Here is an 18,533-nt window from a genome sequence, read left to right on the forward strand (position 1 = left end):
GTAAACCTCATGCAGCCATAAAAATAAAAAAACGGCTCTACGTATATACGAAGAGCCGTGTCGTTCGTTTCGGAAACTTAGATGTTCTTCACACGCAGCACACGCATGGCGTTCAGTACAGCCAGGACCGTAACACCCACATCGGAGAATACCGCTTCCCACATGGTAGCAATGCCGAACACACCCAGCAGCAGGAAGATGGCTTTGACACCCAATGCGAACCCGATATTTTGCCATACAATTCTTCGTGTACGCTTCGCAATGCGTATCGCACTTGCCAGTCTGGATGGTTCATCGGTCATGATGACCACATCTGCTGCTTCAATGGCCGCATCCGAACCGAGTCCACCCATTGCCACACCTACATCCGCACGTGCCAGCACCGGTGTATCATTAATGCCATCCCCGACAAAAACCATCTTCTCCTTCGGAGACTTGGCAGCTTCCAATTGTTCCAACCGTTCGACTTTGTGCTGCGGCAGTAGTTCAGCGTAGACTTCATCCACACCCAGCTCACGACCAACAGCCTCCCCAACAGCTTTGGCGTCACCCGTTAACATCACTGTTTTGCGGATGCCAAGTTTCTTCAGTGCCTGAATGGCTGCTGCTGCGTCCTCCTTCACTTCATCCGAAATGATCAGATGACCGGCATATACACCTGCTTCAGCAACATGTATGACGGTGCCCACCGTTTCTGGCTTGGTGTAGAGAATACCCGCCTGATCCATCATTTTGGCATTACCCGCAAGTACTTCACGGCCATCCACACTGACTCTGATCCCGTGTCCGGCAACTTCGTCATAATCTTCTACACCCTGTGTACGAATATGTTTCGCCCACGCTGCGCGAATGGATTCAGCAATTGGATGATTGGACTGGGCTTCGGCCATTGCGGCAAGCTCCATCAATTCATCTTCCGTACGACCGCCCTCAGGGCGAATAGCTGTGACTTTAAATACACCTTTGGTTAGTGTACCCGTTTTATCGAAAACAACCACTTTCACATCATTCAATGCTTCAAGGTAGTTGCTGCCCTTCACGAGAATCCCGTTACGTGAAGCCGCCCCGATCCCGCCGAAGAATCCAAGCGGAATGGAGACCACCAGCGCACACGGACAGGAAATGACCAGAAAGACCAGTGCACGATAGATCCAATCGGCAAACGTTGCACCACTAAGCACCAGCGGCGGAACGAATGCAATCAATGCTGCAAGAATAACAACAACTGGCGTGTAGTAACGGGCGAACTTACTTATAAAATGCTCCGTCTTTGCCTTGCGGCTGCTTGCATTTTGCACCAGGTCCAGAATTTTGGATACCGTCGATTCACCAAATGTTTTGGTCACTTCAATCGTCAGCATACCGTTCTTATTCACAAACCCGCTCAATACATCGCTTCCGGGTTCCAATTCACGAGGCACAGATTCACCAGTCAGAGCAGACGTGTCCACCATGGACCGACCTGCCTTCACGATTCCATCGAGTGGAACCTTCTCGCCTGCTCGGACAACAATTCGATCACCGATGCGCACTTCTTCCGGAGAGACGCGTTTGGTCTCGTCGCCAGATCCGGTCAGAATATTGGCATAGTCCGGACGAATATCCATAAGTGACTCAATCGACTTGCGTGATCGGTTAACCGCCATACCCTGAAACAGCTCCCCGAGCTGATAGAAGAGCATGACCGCTACCCCTTCCGGATATTCCCCAATGGCAAAGGCACCAATCGTGGCCACCGACATCAGGAAGTATTCATCAAATACCTGGCCTCTGATGATATTTTTAAACGCCTGGAGAACGATATCTCCCCCTGCGATCAGATAAGCGACCACATAGAGCGCGAGCTGTGCCCAACCTTCCAGCGGGGACCAGATCGCAGCAGCAACCAGTGCGGAACCTGCAGCAAGCCGTGCAAGCAGTACTTTCGTCTGTCCTGAACCATGTTCATGCGAGTGCCCTGCATGCGCGTCATGTTCATGACCGTGTGAATGGCTGTGGGTATGACCTTCATGCTTGCCAGGGTCATGCGCGTGATCCTGAACGCCATGATAATGTGTTCCATGATGATGTTCATGGTCGTGAGAATGACCCGCATGATCGTGATCCTGTCCATCGGCTTCGGTTTCGGTGCCTGCCTGTACGTGCCTATGGCCGTTTAAACGGCTTACCGCCTCGGCAGAAGCATGATTGCCAATCGATGGTTTCCCCTTTTCCGAGATGCGAATATGCGGCTCCAGCCGCAGGACCTTGCGCTTAGCTTCTTCCACAACCTGCTCATCCATATCGGAAGTTGTATGCATCGACAAGGTTTTGGTTACGAAATTAACGGAGCAATCCGTTATTCCCTTGATTTTTTTGACACCATTTTCAATCTTCAGCGCACAATTGGCACAGTCCAATCCATCCAGCAGCAGTTCCCTTTTCACTTGTTCCTGTCCGGTTCCCATGTGAATTCTCCCCTTTGCAGTACGAAAACAAGATTATAACTGACTCGTATTGGATAAAGTTAATATATGAGCATTCATTCATATGTGTTGTTACCCCTATTATATGCACCTTAAAACTTTAGTGTCAACAATGGAGGGTGATATTTTTCATACAGAATATGCTAATAGTAATCATTTCGCTTTAGACGGTTTTTCGATATAATAGGCGTATAGTTGTAATCATGCATCAATTCCTGATATGCAAAAAATGTTGAGTTAACATAGGCGGTGATAGGAAATGGAACAACCGGTTAAAGCGCCAGGTGAATGTGATGCAGCCTGCTCGGGAACGGAAGCGGACGTGCAGTCCATTCGCACTTCACTTATAGATCGGGAGACTTCTTCCGAGATGGCAGATTGGTTCAAGGCGTTCAGCGACCCAACACGTCTACGTATTATTGATGCGCTGCTGCAAAAGGAATTATGTGTTCATGATCTGACGGTGCTGCTCGATATGGGACAGTCGGCCATTTCACACCAGCTGCGATCACTTCGTAACATGCGGATCGTCAAGCGGCGCAAGGAAGGCAAGACGGTGTATTACTCCCTGGATGATACGCATATTGAGCAGATCTTCCTGCAAACGCTCCAGCATATTAAACATGGCTAGGCTATGGCCAGCCTATTCATCAAACAAAACCCCCGTCCCTCGGCTTCTAGCCGATAGGCGGGGGTTTTGTTTAAATAAGGGCACCGTTTTCCATATATAAGCGCACTTACAGCAGGTTGTTGTTATTCGGATCATACAGGCCGGAACGGCTTTTGAACCAGTTGAAGATATGGGATACGCAAACCTTGAGCACCGCATAACCCGGAACGGCCAGCAGAATGCCCACCACACCAAACAGATTTCCTGATGTCAGAATGACAAAGATAATCGTGATCGGATGGATTTTGAGCGTTTTGCCCATAATCTGCGGAGAGATGAATTTTCCTTCAATCAGCTGCACAATCGTCCATACAGCCACCATTTTCAGCAGCATAACTGGAGAAGTGACCAGAGCCACAATCAGTGCAGGCGTGATTGCGATTGCTGGCCCCAAATACGGCACCACGCTGGTAAAGGAAGCGATAATCGCCAGGATCAGTGCATAATCCAGACCGATGATCATATAGCCGATATAGAGCAGGATACCGATACAGAAGCTTACAATAATTTGTCCACGGATGAACGAGCTGATCTGGTGGTTAATATCGTGAAGTACGTCCATGGCACCGGTACGGCTCTTGATCGGCAAAAACGACAGGATTTTCTCCGGAAGCTTCTTGCCGTCCTTAAGCAGGTAAAACAGAATAAACGGAACCGTTACAATGGATAACACCGTCTCGGTAAAGGCACCAAGAAAACCGCCAAGTTTGTTCCAGGTGGTATTCAGAATTTCCGTCGCTTTCTCGGAGATCGTTCCCCACCAATCCTGCCAGTTCAGATTCACCGTTTCCTGGACCTGACCGAACAGCTGACTGCCTGTCAGCTCCTCGAACTGCTGTCTGACATTCTCACTGTACATCGGGAAGTTGGCGATAAGTCCCATAATCTGATTGCGAAGCACCGGAATGACTGCCAGTACCACTACCGTCAAAATGCCGCCAATCGCGAGGTAAAGGATCAAAATCGACCACCCGCGCTTGATCTTCCACTTTTCCATTACATCAACCAGCGGATTCAGCAGGTAGTACAGGATACCGGACAGGATGATCGGCAGTACTATTGTCTTGATCAGCACTGCTAACGGATGCAGAACAAAGGATATCTTCGTTAGCACCATCACGTTCAATCCGACCAGCAGCAGAATGAGCAAAAACAGGACAAACTTGTTGTTTAGAAAAAACCGCTTAAACCGATCCGGCCAAATGCGGGGTTGTTCGGGTTGCTCCATGGCATGTCTTCCTCTCTTATGTATCATGATCATGATAAAAAATAAGCTGTCCAACTGATGCTTCATTCTCATGGCGAATAAAGCACCTTGTACAAGCCAACATATGTATAATGCTCTTGGTTTATACGCATGGCACATTTAACCGTTTCAAAATAGACCGTAATGTCATTTTACCCTAAAAAATCAGGACTGCCTCATATATCTATTGGAATGTACCCATTATATATAAAAACGGCCCGCCTCCTTGCGAGACGAACCGTTCATGAATCCGTTATTTCAGCTTTTGTACAGATGCTGCCAAACTTAAGCTTTGCCCGCCAATTGCGCGATCAATTCGTAAGAATGCAGACGTGCCTGGTGGTCATAGATCATGGATGTAATAATAAGCTCATCCGCTTGTGTCTGGGCAATGAACGATTCAAGCTGTCTACGTACCGTTTCAGGCGAGCCCTTGACGGCTGCTTTCAGCGTCTGCTCCACACCGGCTCTCTCCCGGTCAGTCCATTTGCCTTCCATGTCGGCTGGTGGCTGCACCAGTCCTGTCGTCCCGCGGATGATGTTCAGGAACTGCTGCTGCATGGTTGTACCCAGCCATGCGGCTTCTTCGTCCGTATCTGCAACAACCGCGTTCACACCTACAATAACATGCGGCTCCTTCAGCGTGTCAGAAGGCTGGAAACTGCTTCGATATGTTTCAAGCGCTATGCGGGTGTAATCCGGCGAGAAGTGGCTGGCAAAAGCAAATGGCAATCCGAGCTGCCCTGCCAAACGTGCACTGAAATCACTGGAACCGAGCAGGTAGATCGGGATGTTCAGCCCTTCACCTGGCACCGCGCGAACAGGTGCATGATAGGAAGTGGCAGAAGCATCAAAGTATGCTCTAAGCTCAGCCAGCAATTCCGGGAAATCTTCTCCGCTGTTGAGGTCTTTGCGCAATGCTAGTGATGTGCGGCGGTCACTCCCTGGTGCACGCCCCAGTCCCAGATCGATGCGGCCCGGGTACAGCGATTCCAGTGTACCGAACTGCTCGGCAATAACGAGTGGTGCATGGTTGGGAAGCATGATGCCACCGGAACCAAGACGGATGGTGTTCGTGCCACTTGCCAGGTATCCAATGACTACCGATGTAGCGGAAGAGGCAATACCGGGCATATTATGATGCTCAGCCACCCAGTAGCGATGGTATCCCCAACGCTCCGCATGCTGTGCCAGATCCAGACTGTTCCGGAGCGCATCTGCAGGTGTAGCACCCACAACGACAGGAGCCAGATCCAGGATGGACAGCTTAACGTCGCTAATATGTTGTTTATGGGATGAAACTTGGTTATCAGTAGTCATTATGAGAAGTTCTCCTTTGGTGAGATATATTTTTGTATATCCAGATATATAGATGTAAAAACACATAAAAATAGGAGTAACAGCATTGTTCTTCGCCGTTTACATCCGGACGGAATCCCCGCCTGCTGCTGCATTCTTGCTTCCGTCCTGGCGTCCGGCTTTATAACTCGTGCTGTACATACTCGGCAAATTGACGAATGGTTTCTTCGTTGCGGCGATAATACGTCCACTGGCCCCTGCGCTCGGAGAGCAGCAGCCCGGCTTTGAGCATGGTCAGCAAATAACTGGATATGACGGATTGAGCCAATCCAGCCTTCATCTGAATGGTTCCGACACAGATCCCGCTCTTCCCTCCATCGGGATGCTGGGACAATTCCAGAGGTGAGAAATGCTGCTCCGGATCTTTGAGCCATGACAGTATCTGCCTGCGTGTCTCGTTGGACAAAGCTTTAAATATGAGTAAAGGTTCCATGGGTACGATTATACCCCCTTTCTTCTATTTTGCAAACCAAACAGGTCGATTCATCGTGCGAATCGACCTGCCAATTGTTGCATTAGTATTCGTTAGAATTTGGTGCTTACCGTTTGCTTCACTTGCTCCAGCATGGACTGATAGGCCGCATCATCCAGATATCCGATACTGCCAAAGAACAAATGATCCACGGACTCAATTCCTACGAAATCAAAGATTCCGACATTGGAAGTCATTTTCATACCAGCAGTCATGCCAATCTGGTCATATATGTCACTAGGTGTACCGTGTGTATTGATGATCAGTCCTTTTTTGCCTGTTAACAGCTTCTCGATTCCTGCTTCGCCTGAAGCATAAGCAAAGCCATAAGCAAATACCCGGTCAACGTACCCTTTCAAAATTGCCGGCAGCCCAGTCCACCAGATTGGGTAGATAAACGTAATTGCATCGGCATCCGTGACATACTGCTGTTCAGCAGCAATATCCTGTGGAATCTGTCCCGCACGCATGGAAGCCGTATCAGCTGCGCTTAATACCGGCTGAAATTCCAAGGCGTACAGATCACGAACAACAACATCATGGCCTTGGCCTTCAAGTGCCTCTACTGCTGTATTCAGAATGGCGCGATTGAAGCTGTCTGCGTGTGGATGTGCATATACGATAAGATGTTTCATGAATAAAATCCCTCCAGATTGGTGTTATATTATGTTGCTTCATATGGACTCCAATGGTACACAACTTTATACATAGATATCTATGTTTTTACCCAAAAAAATTTTTTCTCTTTTTTATAGTCTATGGACGATTCCAATCAATAGACTCTCCAGCTGTTCTGCTTGCTCATCCGTCATATCGCCATAGACCATGTCACGAATCGTCTCCGATACTTGTTCAAAAATGGGCTTTAACTGCCGTCCTTGCTCTGTGAGACGAATAAACTTCACCCGGCTGTCTTCCGGACTCTTGCTGCGTTCCACATAGCCGAGCTTCTCCAGCTTGTTCACCAGGACAGTCACCGTTGGCTGTGTACGATGAACGCGTTCAGCCAGCATCTTAATGGATAGTGAATCTTCAAGGTACAGAAACATCAGAATATCTCCGTGGGATGGAACAATGCCTGTAATATCGTGTTGCTCCAGTTCCTGAATAATTCGTTTGTTCACATGATCCCTGATCCTTGCGATTAGTGCGAATGCATTGTATTTTGGCATGCTCTCATTATACATAGACATCTATGTATATGCAAGATTTTTTTAAGTGTAGAGTTTTATCTAATCGTAGGCCATTACAAAAGTGGCCCCTGATACCTCCTTGACGTGACGGGAGATAACAGAGGCCTACTTTATACGAAGTTATTTACTCAATCCATTGTGCAATCTTGTCCATGGGCTGCCGAGACTTCTCACGTTTGGGATCCTCTGCTCGATAGCCAAAGGCCGCCATCATGGAGATATCCCATGCTCCATCTTCCAGCAAACCTTCTTCTTCGAGAATACGATGCACATCCTGGTAGCTGAAACCTTCAATCGGGCAAGAATCGATGCCAATAAGAGCTGCCGAGGTCATCATGTTGCCGAGTGCAATGTAAGTCTGTTTGGATGCCCAATCGAATAGAGTTTTTGGGTTCTCAAGCAGACGCTGGTTGTTTTGAAAATTTCCATATGCCGCACTTGTTAACTCAAATACGTCATCCGGCATGCCCTTAATTTCCTTGAGCATGTACTCCGCATAGGGGGAATTATAACTTGCGTCCGAACGGGCCAGGATAATCACAAAGTGGCTTGCCGTCGCCAATTGCTTCTGAGCCCCGGAGGATACTTCAGACAAGCGCTGGCGGAGCTCCGGTTTTTGCACGATCAAGAACTTCCATGGCTCGAATCCGATCGAACTCGGTGATAACCTTCCTGTTTCCAGAATAAATTCAAAATCCTCATCCGAAATTTTGCGTGAATCGTCAAATACCTTCGTTGCATGCCGGAAATGATACGCGTTCAAAATTTCTTCCTTTTTCATTGCTTGTGTTGTAGGCTCCATGAAACTCCACTTCCTTCTCTTTTATTATTGAATGGTATGCTGACTCTCGGTGTCTTCATTATTTTCATCATTTGCTTAAGTATTAGTTTAGAATCTATAACCACAAATTAAAAGTACGCACATTATTGTTTCTCAGTATTTAAAAGTAAGTATTGTGTTGTTACAAAGAAAAAAGCCACTTCGAAGTTGATTATTCTCCTGGGCGGCTTGTTCCTTACGCTGTACAGTTTACAATTGTTCCATGAATTCAATTTCCGAAATGACTTCATAGCCTTCTTGCCGAAGCAGAGCGGATGTGACGCCTTCACCTTGTACCTTGTGATTAGCGAAGTTACCATCATAGATGGCTTGTGTGCCGCAGGAAGGACTGAATTCCTTCAACACTACACAAGTAACATCCAGTCTTTTGGCCCATTCCAGCGTTTGATAGGCTCCCTTAATATACAGATCTGTAACGTCCCTGCCACCTCTCTCAATCACCTGGGCTGTGCCTGCGAGCACATCCTTACCTGTACCTCCGATAATTTCTGCCGGTTCCCGCGGGGTGGAGAATCCACCGAGCAGTTCCGGACAGACCATCATGGCCTGCTCTTGCGCTACGAGCTCCTGAATCTTCTCATCCAGACTCGCTGTTCCGTTGTAACGGCAAGCTACTCCTGCCAGACATGAACTCACCAAATATTTCATTATGCTCTCCTTATGTTCAATTCCTCAGCTATTAGGATTGTACCATACGGATTAAACTTATAGATCTGATATTGTAATCATGGTAATGCGTGCATCTTCTTCATAACGAACTTGAATCGTATTGGCCATCTCTTCCAAGCGGAATGTTGCCATGCCAATATTGTTTGTATTCCGCTCAAAGACATATTTATCAAGATCAATACCGAACATTTTTTGGATTATGGGTTCTGCATTCTGCCTGATTATTTTTTCGTCCAAGGTAAGTAATTTCTCAATATATTGCTCTTGATCCTCTATGGTGACGAGTTCTGGAACGCCCCTCTGAAAATCCATTACAGTATATTCATTGCTATATCTCCCACCAACACTCCTTACCAAATACCGATCACCAAAATAGAGGGCCGTTGTTTCTTCAAGCTGCTTATCATTTTGAGTAAACGTTACACTTTTCAAAGCTGGTGCTGGCTCACCAGACAAGGCTTCAATCGAGCTTCTCGCATTGGTTATCAGATCTGTGGATACTGTGTCGCTACTCACCGTACCAGAAACCGAAACTGCTTCATCCCGTGTCCACTCAATGCTGCCACTGCCCTTCCCGTTCTCCAAAAATAATGTGGTGAACCATACAGGCTTCTCCTGACCCTGCTTCATCTTCACATAACGTCTGGCTGAGATCGGCTTCAACGTTGGATCACTGTTAATTCCTTTAAGAAGACCAGGGACTTGACGCAAAAATCGGTGCTCCAGCTCGTTGCCAGACATCTCACTTCGCATATCGGCTTCCACCAGTGCTCCAGTCTTCCCATCCAGCCACATCTTGGCATACTCTGATTTATTCACGTCGCCAGCCTCGATATATACCCAGCCAGTAATTGGCCCTTTCTTAGCATAATGGACTTCCAGTTGTTTACCTAGATAGTCTCTCATCGACATAGCCACAGTTTGCTTCATCTCACTTGTTAGCAGGTTCATGCTAGGGTCATCCGAGAGCTGCAGAGCAGATAGAGGATACACCCTCTCTACAATGGGTTCCAGAACCTGTCCATTCCATAAGATAGCTGCTGCAGCTACTGCCGCAACTGTCGTCACTACAACAACTTTCCGGGGACGTGAACGAGCAGTTCGACGGTTCCGCTTCATAATATGTTGTTTCTGTTTGTGATCTGGAGCATCATTGACATGTTCCTCACCCGTTTTCATCCATTCCACCTGACGAAGTACATTCTGCTTGTGCTGGTCTTGAAAAGGAGACGATGCAAATGGCTCCTTGCGGATTTCTTTTTCCCAGTCCTCATCCTTGAACCTCATCTATTTCTCTCCTCCCATTGCTTCCGCACTTTATCTTTGCCCCGTGATAACCTCGATTTCACCGTGCCTGTACTGATTCTCAGCATTTCAGCAATTTCGTTCATGGTGAGCTCGTATTTTAGATGCAGCAACAAGATCTCACGAAACTTATCCGGCAGAGCCATGACGATGTCCCATATTTCATGTACATGCTCCCTACTTATTACCTCGGCTTCAGCTGAGGGATGGGCATATTGTGCAGGCGTCATCTCATGAATATGTGAAGGACCCTGTTCTGATTCAATCGGTAGTGTCTCCCCCCATAAACTGCTGCGAAAAAACCTCGATTTCCGGTATGTAAATGTCGTATTTCTGGTAATGGTGAGCAACCAGGTTTTCAGGGAACACTCCCCGCGAAAGTGTTTAATCCCGGAATATGCCTGAATAAATACTTGCTGTGATATTTCGTCTGCCTGCTCTGTACTTCTGGTCAAAAAGTAAGCATAGTTCCACACATCATTCCCATAGTCATCCATCATGCTGCTGAGTGTGTAATTGTCGATCGTCTGGGCCTGGGCCAGAAATTGATAGTCCAACGGATGTTCACCTCACTTAATAAGACTGGTTCATTTCCAGTTTGGTTCCCGGTCTGATCATTTTCTCTCATTTCTCTTTCTAAATAAAAATAAACCAGCAGGGTTCCAACGAGCCGAACCATACTGGTCAATCCATATCCAAGCTATGCCGCTTGGGACTAACTTTTCGAATCAATCGTGCAGACATCTCAAGCCTTGACCGCAGCAATCATAAGAAACATGGGACGACGATTCTCGTCTCGCATGCCAGGATATTGGTTCATCATCTCAGGCGAAGGTTTGGATTCGGCCACCTGCTGAATCACAAATCCTGCCTTAATCAGTTCATTCAGGTGGGTCGCCCATGTTCTGTGGTATTTAACCACGTCATGATTCAGGAAATTGGCAATGCGCTCGCCTTCCTGATGATAATCATCCACGGGCCAGTGCATAATTTCGCCTTGGGGACCATAATGCCAGTCTTGAGCAGCACGGGCTGTAAAGATCGGATGTTCCACTGAACATACAAATGTACCACCCTGGACGAGGGATGTATTGATTCGAGCATATACCTGGTCCAAACGTTCAATGTAGTGCAGTGCAAGTGAGCTAATCACCACATCAAATTGTTCAGGCTCAAACTCAATATCCTCAATCGCCATTTGCCTAAACTCGATCTGCGAATCATCCGTCATCTCCCGTGCACGATCCAGCATCTTCTCAGACAAATCCACCCCAATAACTGATTTTGCCTGCTGCTCTCGTGCGTACCGACAGTGCCATCCGAAGCCGCATCCCAGATCCAACACGTTTTTGTTCTTCAGCTCGGGCAGCATCATTTGAAGCTCATGCCACTCACCTGCAGCCTTCAGCCCTTGAGTGGAACGAGCCATCTGGCTATATTCGCTGAAAAACTCAGCTTCATCATATTTATTTTGCTTCATATCACAGTTCCCTCTTTTCTTTATCGATAAAACTGCATTAACGCTGATTAACTCTATTATCTAAACGATGGTTCTCAGGAAAAGTTGCCAAGCAAATTCAACACGTGTTATTATACAGAACGAACGTTCAGTATTATTTATTATAAAACGAACATTCAGTTTACTAAACGGAGGTCATTATGAATACGAATTGGACGCATCCCCTGGAAAAGCAATCCGTTGGAAAAGCTTTTGTAAGTTATCTTGTGCCATCCATACTGGGGATGCTGGTCGTAGCTTTTAACTTTATTATCGATGGCATCATGGTTGGACACAAACTTGGATCTACAGCGCTCGCCGGAATTGGCATTGCTTCACCGGTATACACCCTCTTCGTTGCCATGTCGCTGTGGATTGGCATGGGCGGGGCAACCCTGTATTCAACCTATATGGGCAAAAGGGATATCACCACGGCCAAACAAATATTTACGAAATCCATAACGATTATTCTGCTGATTACGATAGCTATAGGATATACTGCGTTTACCTTCAAGGATCAGTTGGTCTATGCCTTGGGCGCCAATGCCGAAACATTCCCATATGCCGCTGACTATATGAACATCATGCTGCTGTTCGGGTTTGTTTTCACCATTGAGAATGCACTTACCATTTTTGTTCGTAACGACGGTGATCCCAATACCTCCATGTATGCACAGATTACATTTGCTGTAGCCAATATCGTTCTCAATTATGTGACTCTATATGTGCTCGAATGGGGAGTGCAAGGTGTTGCCATCGGTACAATCGTCTCGGCGTCTCTTGCCCTGCTTGTCCTGCTGTCTCACTTTTTCAAAAAATCGAATAACCTTACCTTCACCCGGTTCAGATGGAATAACAAACTGCTGGGCACCATTGTCCTTATTGGTTTTCCCAGCTTTCTTGCGGAACTCGGCATGTCTGTCTTCTCCGTTTCACACAACATTTCACTGGACCGCATTGCGGGTACGGATGGCGTGGCATCCTTTACAGTACTGAATTATATCCACGGAGTAGTCTTGCTGGCATTTCTGGGTCTGGCATCTGCTGCACAGCCGCTGATCAGTTACTATCACGGGGCGAAACAGCTGGTACGCGAAAAGCAAACCATTCGCATAGCCTCCCGAACGGCTCTGGCCTGTGGTGTCATTCTGCTGCTTGTCGTCCAATGGGGAGCGCCTTATTTTGTGCAAATCTTCGGAAACTTTAGTACCAGTGTCACCGATAGCGCTGTATACGGGTTAAGAATATTTACTTTTGCCTACTTGTTTATGGGGATTAACTTTGTTATGAGCACCTACTTCCAATCGGTTGGAAATGCTAAAATGGCAATCTGGATTACAGTTGCACGTGAAATGATCATCATGATTGCATTAATCGCAGTCCTTCCATCATTCTGGGGTGTAACTGGTGTATGGCTTGCTGTACCGCTCTCTGAGATGCTTGTCCTCATGACTATTGCGGTCTACTATAGGAAACGTGCCGTTTCGGAGAGGAGACATGGTTTAACCCTTGAATAAAGCCTAGCATCAACAACCTAAAAAACCTGCTGGACCCCTTGTTAAGGATCCGGGAGGTTTTTTTATATCCCCTCAATTTGCGAAGGGAAATGGTCGCACAAAGACTATACCAACCATTATATTCAAATATCGAATCGACCATTACTGCCCGTCGTTGCGTTGGCAATTTCCTTTGGCGTGGAAGCGTTCATACCGTTAAATTCAACTGAAAGGCTGCCGAATGCAATACATGTTTTTATAAAGGTTTTTCGGGAAATTTGTCGAATATGAGAAGTTATGAAAAGGACAACATTTGTTTTAAAACCGAGAAGTATAATGCTCCTGATTTCTTTTATCGTTATCCTCACCGCCCTCAGACTAGTGTGGTTTGACTACTCACAGCCCGCTGAGCGGCCGATGATTGATAAAGGCGTTTTGGATCTGTCTTCATTGGATCTTAGTTCTTCGAAACCTATTACCCTGGATGGAGAATGGGATTTTTATCCGGGACAAGCGGACATAGGAACCTCCCCGGAATTATTCAAAAAACCGCAATCCATACAAGTACCAGGGGACTGGAAAAAGCAAGATGTCTACAAGGAAAGAAGTGCCTCCGAGCCGGGTACTTATAGATTGCGAATGCTTGTTAATCTTAAGCCAGATGAGGTATACACATTTTGGTTCAACAAGATTCAATCTGCCTCCCGGGTCACCATTAACGGCAAGGTAGCCGCCGAATTTGGGCAATTTGATCCTGCCTATGTCCCACGTTCCTTTGGTCATCCGGAGTTCAGTACATATACGGCCTCCTACGTTGCGCCTGAGAATGTTCACGGTATTTCGGAAATTGAACTTTTCGTGGAGATCCGGCCTTTTGCAGAGCAGGTTCATGGAGGAATTGTCTCTTCCGTTCAGTTCGGTACTCAGGCTGCGATAGATACCAAACGCTGGTATTCCATTGGATTCCAGTTGTTTACAATCGTCATTATGCTGCTGCATATGATATATGCCTTTATTCTTTTCCTATTCAAACCAGGCCAAAGAGAATTCTTGAAATTCGCGCTGCTGCTGCTTGTCGCAGCCATATCGATCTCAACAGACAATGATAACCTGTTCGCTCAGTGGCTGCCGTTCAGCTACGCGTGGACAGTCAAAATCCGGCTAGCTGCTTATATTCTTCTGTCCACATTGATTCTTAGCCTGACGCACAGCTTCTTCAAACAGCATACCAAAGTTTGCAGGGTACTCTACGCGGTCGGTGCTGTATATATTTGCAGTCTGATTCTTATGCCTTTCCCGGCAGTTACACAATCAGCAGGGGTATTTTATGCCATATTCAACCTGCAGTTAGCTGTAGCCTTATGGATGATTATCAAAATAAAAATTCAAAGGCTGCCCGATGGCCTGTTTTTGATTTTGGCCGCTCTGGCCATACTGTCCAGCTGCGTCTGGGGCATCGTACAGCATGCAGCCGGATTGCCTGCGACATTTTATCCTATGGATATGATTGCAGCCATTATCTGCTTCTCATCCTACTGGTTCAAAAAGTACTTCCGCCATACCATGGAAAATGAACGTTATGCTCTTCAGTTGGAACTTAGTGACAAGATGAAGGATGAATTCCTGGCCAATACCTCCCACGAGCTGCGTACACCACTGCATGGCATAATCAATATTGCAGAAACCATAATCAGTAACGAGAAGGCAACCCTACAAGAGGCCAGTGTACAGGATATGAGGTTGTTGGTCCAGATCGGCAGGCGCATGTCCACATTGCTGAATGATCTGATGGATATTGCCCGGCTCCAGGAAAAACGTATTGTTCTCCATCCAGAGTCTGTTCGGCTGCAGTCCATTGCTTTTGGTGTAGTCGATATGCTGAGGTTTATGATCAGAGGCAAACCGCTCACGATTCGGGTAGACATCCCGGAAGAGCTGCCTCCGGTCTGGGCAGATGAGAAGAGGTTGATTCAAGTCATGTTCAATCTGATGCATAATGCGATCAAATACACTCCGCAAGGAGAAGTGATCATTCAAGCTATTCATCATGGCAATACCGTTTCAATACATGTGAAGGACACCGGTGTTGGTATGGATGAGGACACCTCTCACCGGGTATTGGGTAGATATGAGCAAGGCACTGAAGGCATGAAGGAGAGCGGTGGATTTGGGCTGGGGCTGAGTATTTCTGCTCAATTGCTGCAGCTCCATGGATCTGAGCTTCAGGTAGACTCCGTGCAAGGCAAAGGATCAGATTTCTATTTTAATTTGCCGTTATCGAGCCAGCAGGTACAATCAGTTAATCCTACCAAAGATAATCAAGCCAAAGTGAAGGAATCCCGCTTGGATTGGGCAACCGATATGCTTCAGGTCTATGACCTGGCTGCTGCTGCAGAGCAGAGCGATTCTTACCCGGCAACCAAAATGAGCATTCTGGCAGTCGATGATGACCCCGTGAACCTGGAAGTACTCACGCGAATTCTATCCCGGGATATGTATGAAATAGTCCCTGCTCTATCCGGCCAGGAAGCATTGGAGCTGCTCTTCTCAAGGCCTTGGAATCTGGTTATAGCAGACGTGATGATGCCCCATATGTCTGGATACGAATTAACCCGCAGGATTAGAGACCGGTTCACTCTGGCTGAGCTCCCTGTTCTCTTGCTTACGGCCCGAAGCCAGCCTGAGGATATCTATAACGGCTTTGCCGCAGGCGCAAGCGACTATGTGAGCAAGCCGGTAAACGCGCTTGAGCTTCGATATCGTGTAGGTGCGCTCACTACGCTCAAGCAATCGTTCACAGAGCATCTTCGGATGGAAGCTGCCTATCTGCAAGCGCAGATACAGCCTCACTTTTTGTTTAATACACTGAATTCGTTAATGGCACTTAGCGAAATAGACACCGAAAAAATGAGACACTTGGGTGATGCCTTTTCGACATATCTAAGATACAGTTTCCAATTCATCAATTTGCAGCAGCTTGTGCCTCTTTCTCATGAGCTCGATCTCGTGAACGCCTATCTGTATATTGAGAAAGAACGATTTGGTCCAAGAATCGATATCAAGCGCAACATGGATACCAACTTAAACACCATTATGCTGCCTCCGCTGACACTACAGCCCCTTGTGGAAAATGCAATTCGTCATGGATTACTGAGCAAGAAAAGTGGCGGCACGCTCACCATAGATGTAAAACGTCAAGATGGAGGAGTTCACTTTCGTGTCTCTGACAACGGAAAGGGAATGAGTCCGGAAGAAGCCGACAAAGTGCTTGGCCTTCGATTTGGCTCTTCCCTGGGGGGAATTGGACTGAGAAATACCAATCGTCGGCTCCTGCAGCTGTATGATTCAGGTTTAACCATCTCCAGCATGACTGGGATTGGTACGACTGTTTCCTTCTTCATTCCCGATGAGGTTCAGCCACCTTTCAACAAGTAGACGTCATGTCCAATCAAACTAAGAAAGGAGATCATTAACCATGTTTCGTGCCGTGTTAATTGATGATGAACACCTGGCCCTCATTCATTTGGAAAACTTACTCAAAAAGCTGGTACCTATCACTATTGTCGGCGTATTTATGGATGCTGAAAGCGCGATAGAACAGATTACGGACTTACGTCCCGATATCATCTTTCTTGATATACAGATGCCTGAGATGAATGGCCTGGAAGCAGCGGAAAGGCTGGTCTCCCTGTGTCCTTCGGCTGAAATAGTTTTCGTTACAGCATATGATAACCATGCTCTGGAAGCATTCGAGCTTAATGCACTGGATTATGTTCTTAAGCCACTGAACATGGATCGGCTCTCCAAAACGGTGAATCGCATACAGAAACGTTTAAGTTATTCTGCTGCCAATGAAGAACCTGCTGAGGTAACCATAAGCATGTTTGGTTCATTGAAAATAAGCAGAGGTTCCGAGGAACTGCCGATTAAATGGCGCACTCAAAAATCTCAAGTATTGTTTGCACTGCTTTTTCATCACGTCAACGAATTTGTCAGCAATCATACCCTTATAGAGCAAGTGTGGCCGGATACAGATCTTGAGAAAGCCCGAAGCTACTTATATACAACCGTCTATCATATACGCCGCTGTCTCAAACAGGTCAACGTGGATCTTCCAATCGAGAAAACAAGTGGAGCAGAAGGATACTGTATGCGGCTGGAGGGCAACATTAACCTGACGAAAAAGTGGGAACAGTCCATTCGCAGCTTGGATGAGATCACGCCTGATAACGAACAAGATGCCAGCGAAATCATTGAAGCATACAAAGATGATTACTTAAAAGAATTCGATTATCTATGGACCTTGTCTGAACGGGAGCGACTGCGGAACCTTTTTATACACCATGCACTCAAGCTGGCTGCTTATTATACAGAAAAGGAAAACTGGATGGAAGCTCTGGCATTATACCAGCGCCTCAGTTATATTCATCCATATTATGAAGAAGCCTATCTGAGACAAATGGAGATCTATGACTTCTTGGGGGATTACGCCTCCGTAGAGGCACGGTACCAAACCATTCAATACATGCTTCAGCAAGATCTGGATACTGTGCCATCAGCTGAAATTCGGAGTTGGTATGAGCGATGGAAAGCCAGAGTTTAGTTTTCTGAGTCATGAGATTGTTAATCTGAACTTGCTTATCATGAGTTTGTTATTTTATGTTCCATTGTTTTTGTTCTATTATCCTTAGTTTCCTTGGTGCGTTTCATCTGATCCCTATCCTGATGCCGCAGTTGTTTAGAATTTGTTTAGTTCACTATGATAATGTTGAATTATTAACATGATTGGATGGTGTACGAACGAATGAACAAAGCGTATTTCGAAGAAATGCATAAGCTCGGACATGATGATGAATTGAGATATCGGCTTCTGATCAGAGGCGTCAAGAAATTGCTGGAAGATCAGAAAAAGCAACGAGTCAAACGCACCCGACTACTAAATATTCACAAGAAAAAAGCACCACAGGCCGCTAACTGGTCTTAATTATATTGAAATGCTACCCTTTTTTAGAATTAGATCTAGGATAGATCAATATTTCAACGGGGATTCTCCCCTATATATATTCATCGCTCGGAACCTGCTTCCGAATCCATAATAAGAGAAGGCACTGTTTAATTAAACAGTGCCTTCTCTTTGATCTATGTTCAACTTTATTTCAAAATAGTGCTTTTTTTCTACGCTAAAATGTAAACAAATAAAAACCACCACCGATGACATCGGCAGTGGTTCTTTGCTTGGCAACGTCCTACTCTCCCAGGACCCTTCGGTCCAAGTACCATCGGCGCTAGAGGGCTTAACGGTCGTGTTCGGGATGGGTA

The 18,533-nt window shown here is 46.5% G+C and carries 16 protein-coding genes and 1 rRNA gene; 5 read left to right on the forward strand and 12 right to left on the reverse strand.

Annotated elements, in window-relative coordinates; genetic code table 11:
- Positions 1–77: 77 nt before the first annotated feature.
- Positions 78–2,447: a heavy metal translocating P-type ATPase gene (locus AAIH57_RS27440; RefSeq protein ID WP_430023732.1), complete on the reverse strand. Its 2,370-nt coding sequence runs from the start codon at positions 2,445–2,447 to the stop codon at positions 78–80.
- 277 nt (positions 2,448–2,724) lie between these two features.
- On the opposite strand from AAIH57_RS27440, the gene AAIH57_RS27445 reads away from it, so the two are divergent.
- Positions 2,725–3,096 (forward strand): ArsR/SmtB family transcription factor, encoded by a 372-nt coding sequence (locus AAIH57_RS27445; RefSeq protein WP_175395463.1) that lies wholly within the window; start codon positions 2,725–2,727, stop codon positions 3,094–3,096.
- Positions 3,097–3,202: 106 nt separating this feature from the next.
- Here AAIH57_RS27445 and AAIH57_RS27450 read toward each other — a convergent pair whose 3' ends face one another.
- From AAIH57_RS27450 to AAIH57_RS27495, 10 genes are all read right to left on the reverse strand, one after another.
- Positions 3,203–4,363: an AI-2E family transporter gene (locus AAIH57_RS27450; RefSeq protein WP_175395464.1), complete on the reverse strand. Its 1,161-nt coding sequence runs from the start codon at positions 4,361–4,363 to the stop codon at positions 3,203–3,205.
- 303 nt (positions 4,364–4,666) lie between these two features.
- Complete coding sequence (locus tag AAIH57_RS27455) at positions 4,667–5,701, reverse strand: LLM class flavin-dependent oxidoreductase (protein ID WP_430023733.1); 1,035 nt, start codon at positions 5,699–5,701, stop codon at positions 4,667–4,669.
- Positions 5,702–5,861: 160 nt separating this feature from the next.
- Positions 5,862–6,173, reverse strand: coding sequence for an ArsR/SmtB family transcription factor (locus AAIH57_RS27460; RefSeq protein ID WP_127540805.1), 312 nt, complete (start codon positions 6,171–6,173; stop codon positions 5,862–5,864).
- 92 nt (positions 6,174–6,265) lie between these two features.
- Complete coding sequence (locus AAIH57_RS27465; RefSeq protein WP_430023734.1) at positions 6,266–6,847, reverse strand: NAD(P)H-dependent oxidoreductase; 582 nt, start codon at positions 6,845–6,847, stop codon at positions 6,266–6,268.
- Between the two features lie 114 nt (positions 6,848–6,961).
- Entirely contained in the window at positions 6,962–7,336 is a 375-nt protein-coding gene (locus tag AAIH57_RS27470; protein ID WP_430023735.1) for a MarR family winged helix-turn-helix transcriptional regulator, read from the reverse strand.
- Between the two features lie 193 nt (positions 7,337–7,529).
- The gene (locus AAIH57_RS27475; protein WP_430023736.1) at positions 7,530–8,207 is read right to left on the reverse strand and encodes an NAD(P)H-dependent oxidoreductase; all 678 of its coding nucleotides are present in this window, start codon (positions 8,205–8,207) and stop codon (positions 7,530–7,532) included.
- A gap of 228 nt (positions 8,208–8,435) precedes the next feature.
- On the reverse strand, positions 8,436–8,894 hold the full coding sequence (locus tag AAIH57_RS27480; protein WP_430023737.1) for a DUF523 domain-containing protein: 459 nt from the start codon (positions 8,892–8,894) through the stop codon (positions 8,436–8,438).
- A gap of 57 nt (positions 8,895–8,951) precedes the next feature.
- Positions 8,952–10,202 carry a hypothetical protein gene (locus AAIH57_RS27485; RefSeq protein WP_175395470.1) on the reverse strand — a complete coding sequence of 417 codons (1,251 nt, stop codon included), beginning with the start codon at positions 10,200–10,202 and terminating at the stop codon, positions 8,952–8,954.
- Positions 10,199–10,777, reverse strand: coding sequence for an RNA polymerase sigma factor (locus AAIH57_RS27490; protein WP_430023738.1), 579 nt, complete (start codon positions 10,775–10,777; stop codon positions 10,199–10,201). The genes AAIH57_RS27485 and AAIH57_RS27490 overlap by 4 nt, the downstream gene beginning before the upstream one ends.
- A 188-nt stretch (positions 10,778–10,965) precedes the next feature.
- Complete coding sequence (locus tag AAIH57_RS27495) at positions 10,966–11,700, reverse strand: class I SAM-dependent methyltransferase (RefSeq protein WP_430023739.1); 735 nt, start codon at positions 11,698–11,700, stop codon at positions 10,966–10,968.
- A 179-nt stretch (positions 11,701–11,879) separates the two neighbouring features.
- Here AAIH57_RS27495 and AAIH57_RS27500 point away from each other — a divergent pair, with 179 nt between their 5' ends.
- The 4 genes from AAIH57_RS27500 to AAIH57_RS27515 all read left to right on the forward strand — a co-directional run bounded on the left by AAIH57_RS27500 (position 11,880) and on the right by AAIH57_RS27515 (position 18,198).
- Positions 11,880–13,235, forward strand: coding sequence for an MATE family efflux transporter (locus AAIH57_RS27500; protein WP_430023740.1), 1,356 nt, complete (start codon positions 11,880–11,882; stop codon positions 13,233–13,235).
- A gap of 315 nt (positions 13,236–13,550) precedes the next feature.
- Positions 13,551–16,649: a hybrid sensor histidine kinase/response regulator gene (locus AAIH57_RS27505; RefSeq protein ID WP_430023741.1), complete on the forward strand. Its 3,099-nt coding sequence runs from the start codon at positions 13,551–13,553 to the stop codon at positions 16,647–16,649.
- Positions 16,650–16,689: 40 nt separating this feature from the next.
- Positions 16,690–17,817, forward strand: a complete 1,128-nt coding sequence (locus AAIH57_RS27510) for a response regulator (protein ID WP_430023742.1) — start codon at positions 16,690–16,692, stop codon at positions 17,815–17,817.
- 201 nt (positions 17,818–18,018) lie between these two features.
- Positions 18,019–18,198 (forward strand): hypothetical protein, encoded by a 180-nt coding sequence (locus tag AAIH57_RS27515; protein WP_175395476.1) that lies wholly within the window; start codon positions 18,019–18,021, stop codon positions 18,196–18,198.
- 249 nt (positions 18,199–18,447) lie between these two features.
- Here the strand turns inward: AAIH57_RS27515 and rrf are convergent.
- Positions 18,448–18,533 (reverse strand): 5S ribosomal RNA (rrf, locus tag AAIH57_RS27520); the annotation flags it as partial.

The organism is Paenibacillus sp. MABNR03, from assembly GCF_050455445.1.
In the GTDB taxonomy this organism is placed as follows: Bacteria; Bacillota; Bacilli; order Paenibacillales; family Paenibacillaceae; genus Paenibacillus; species Paenibacillus xylanilyticus.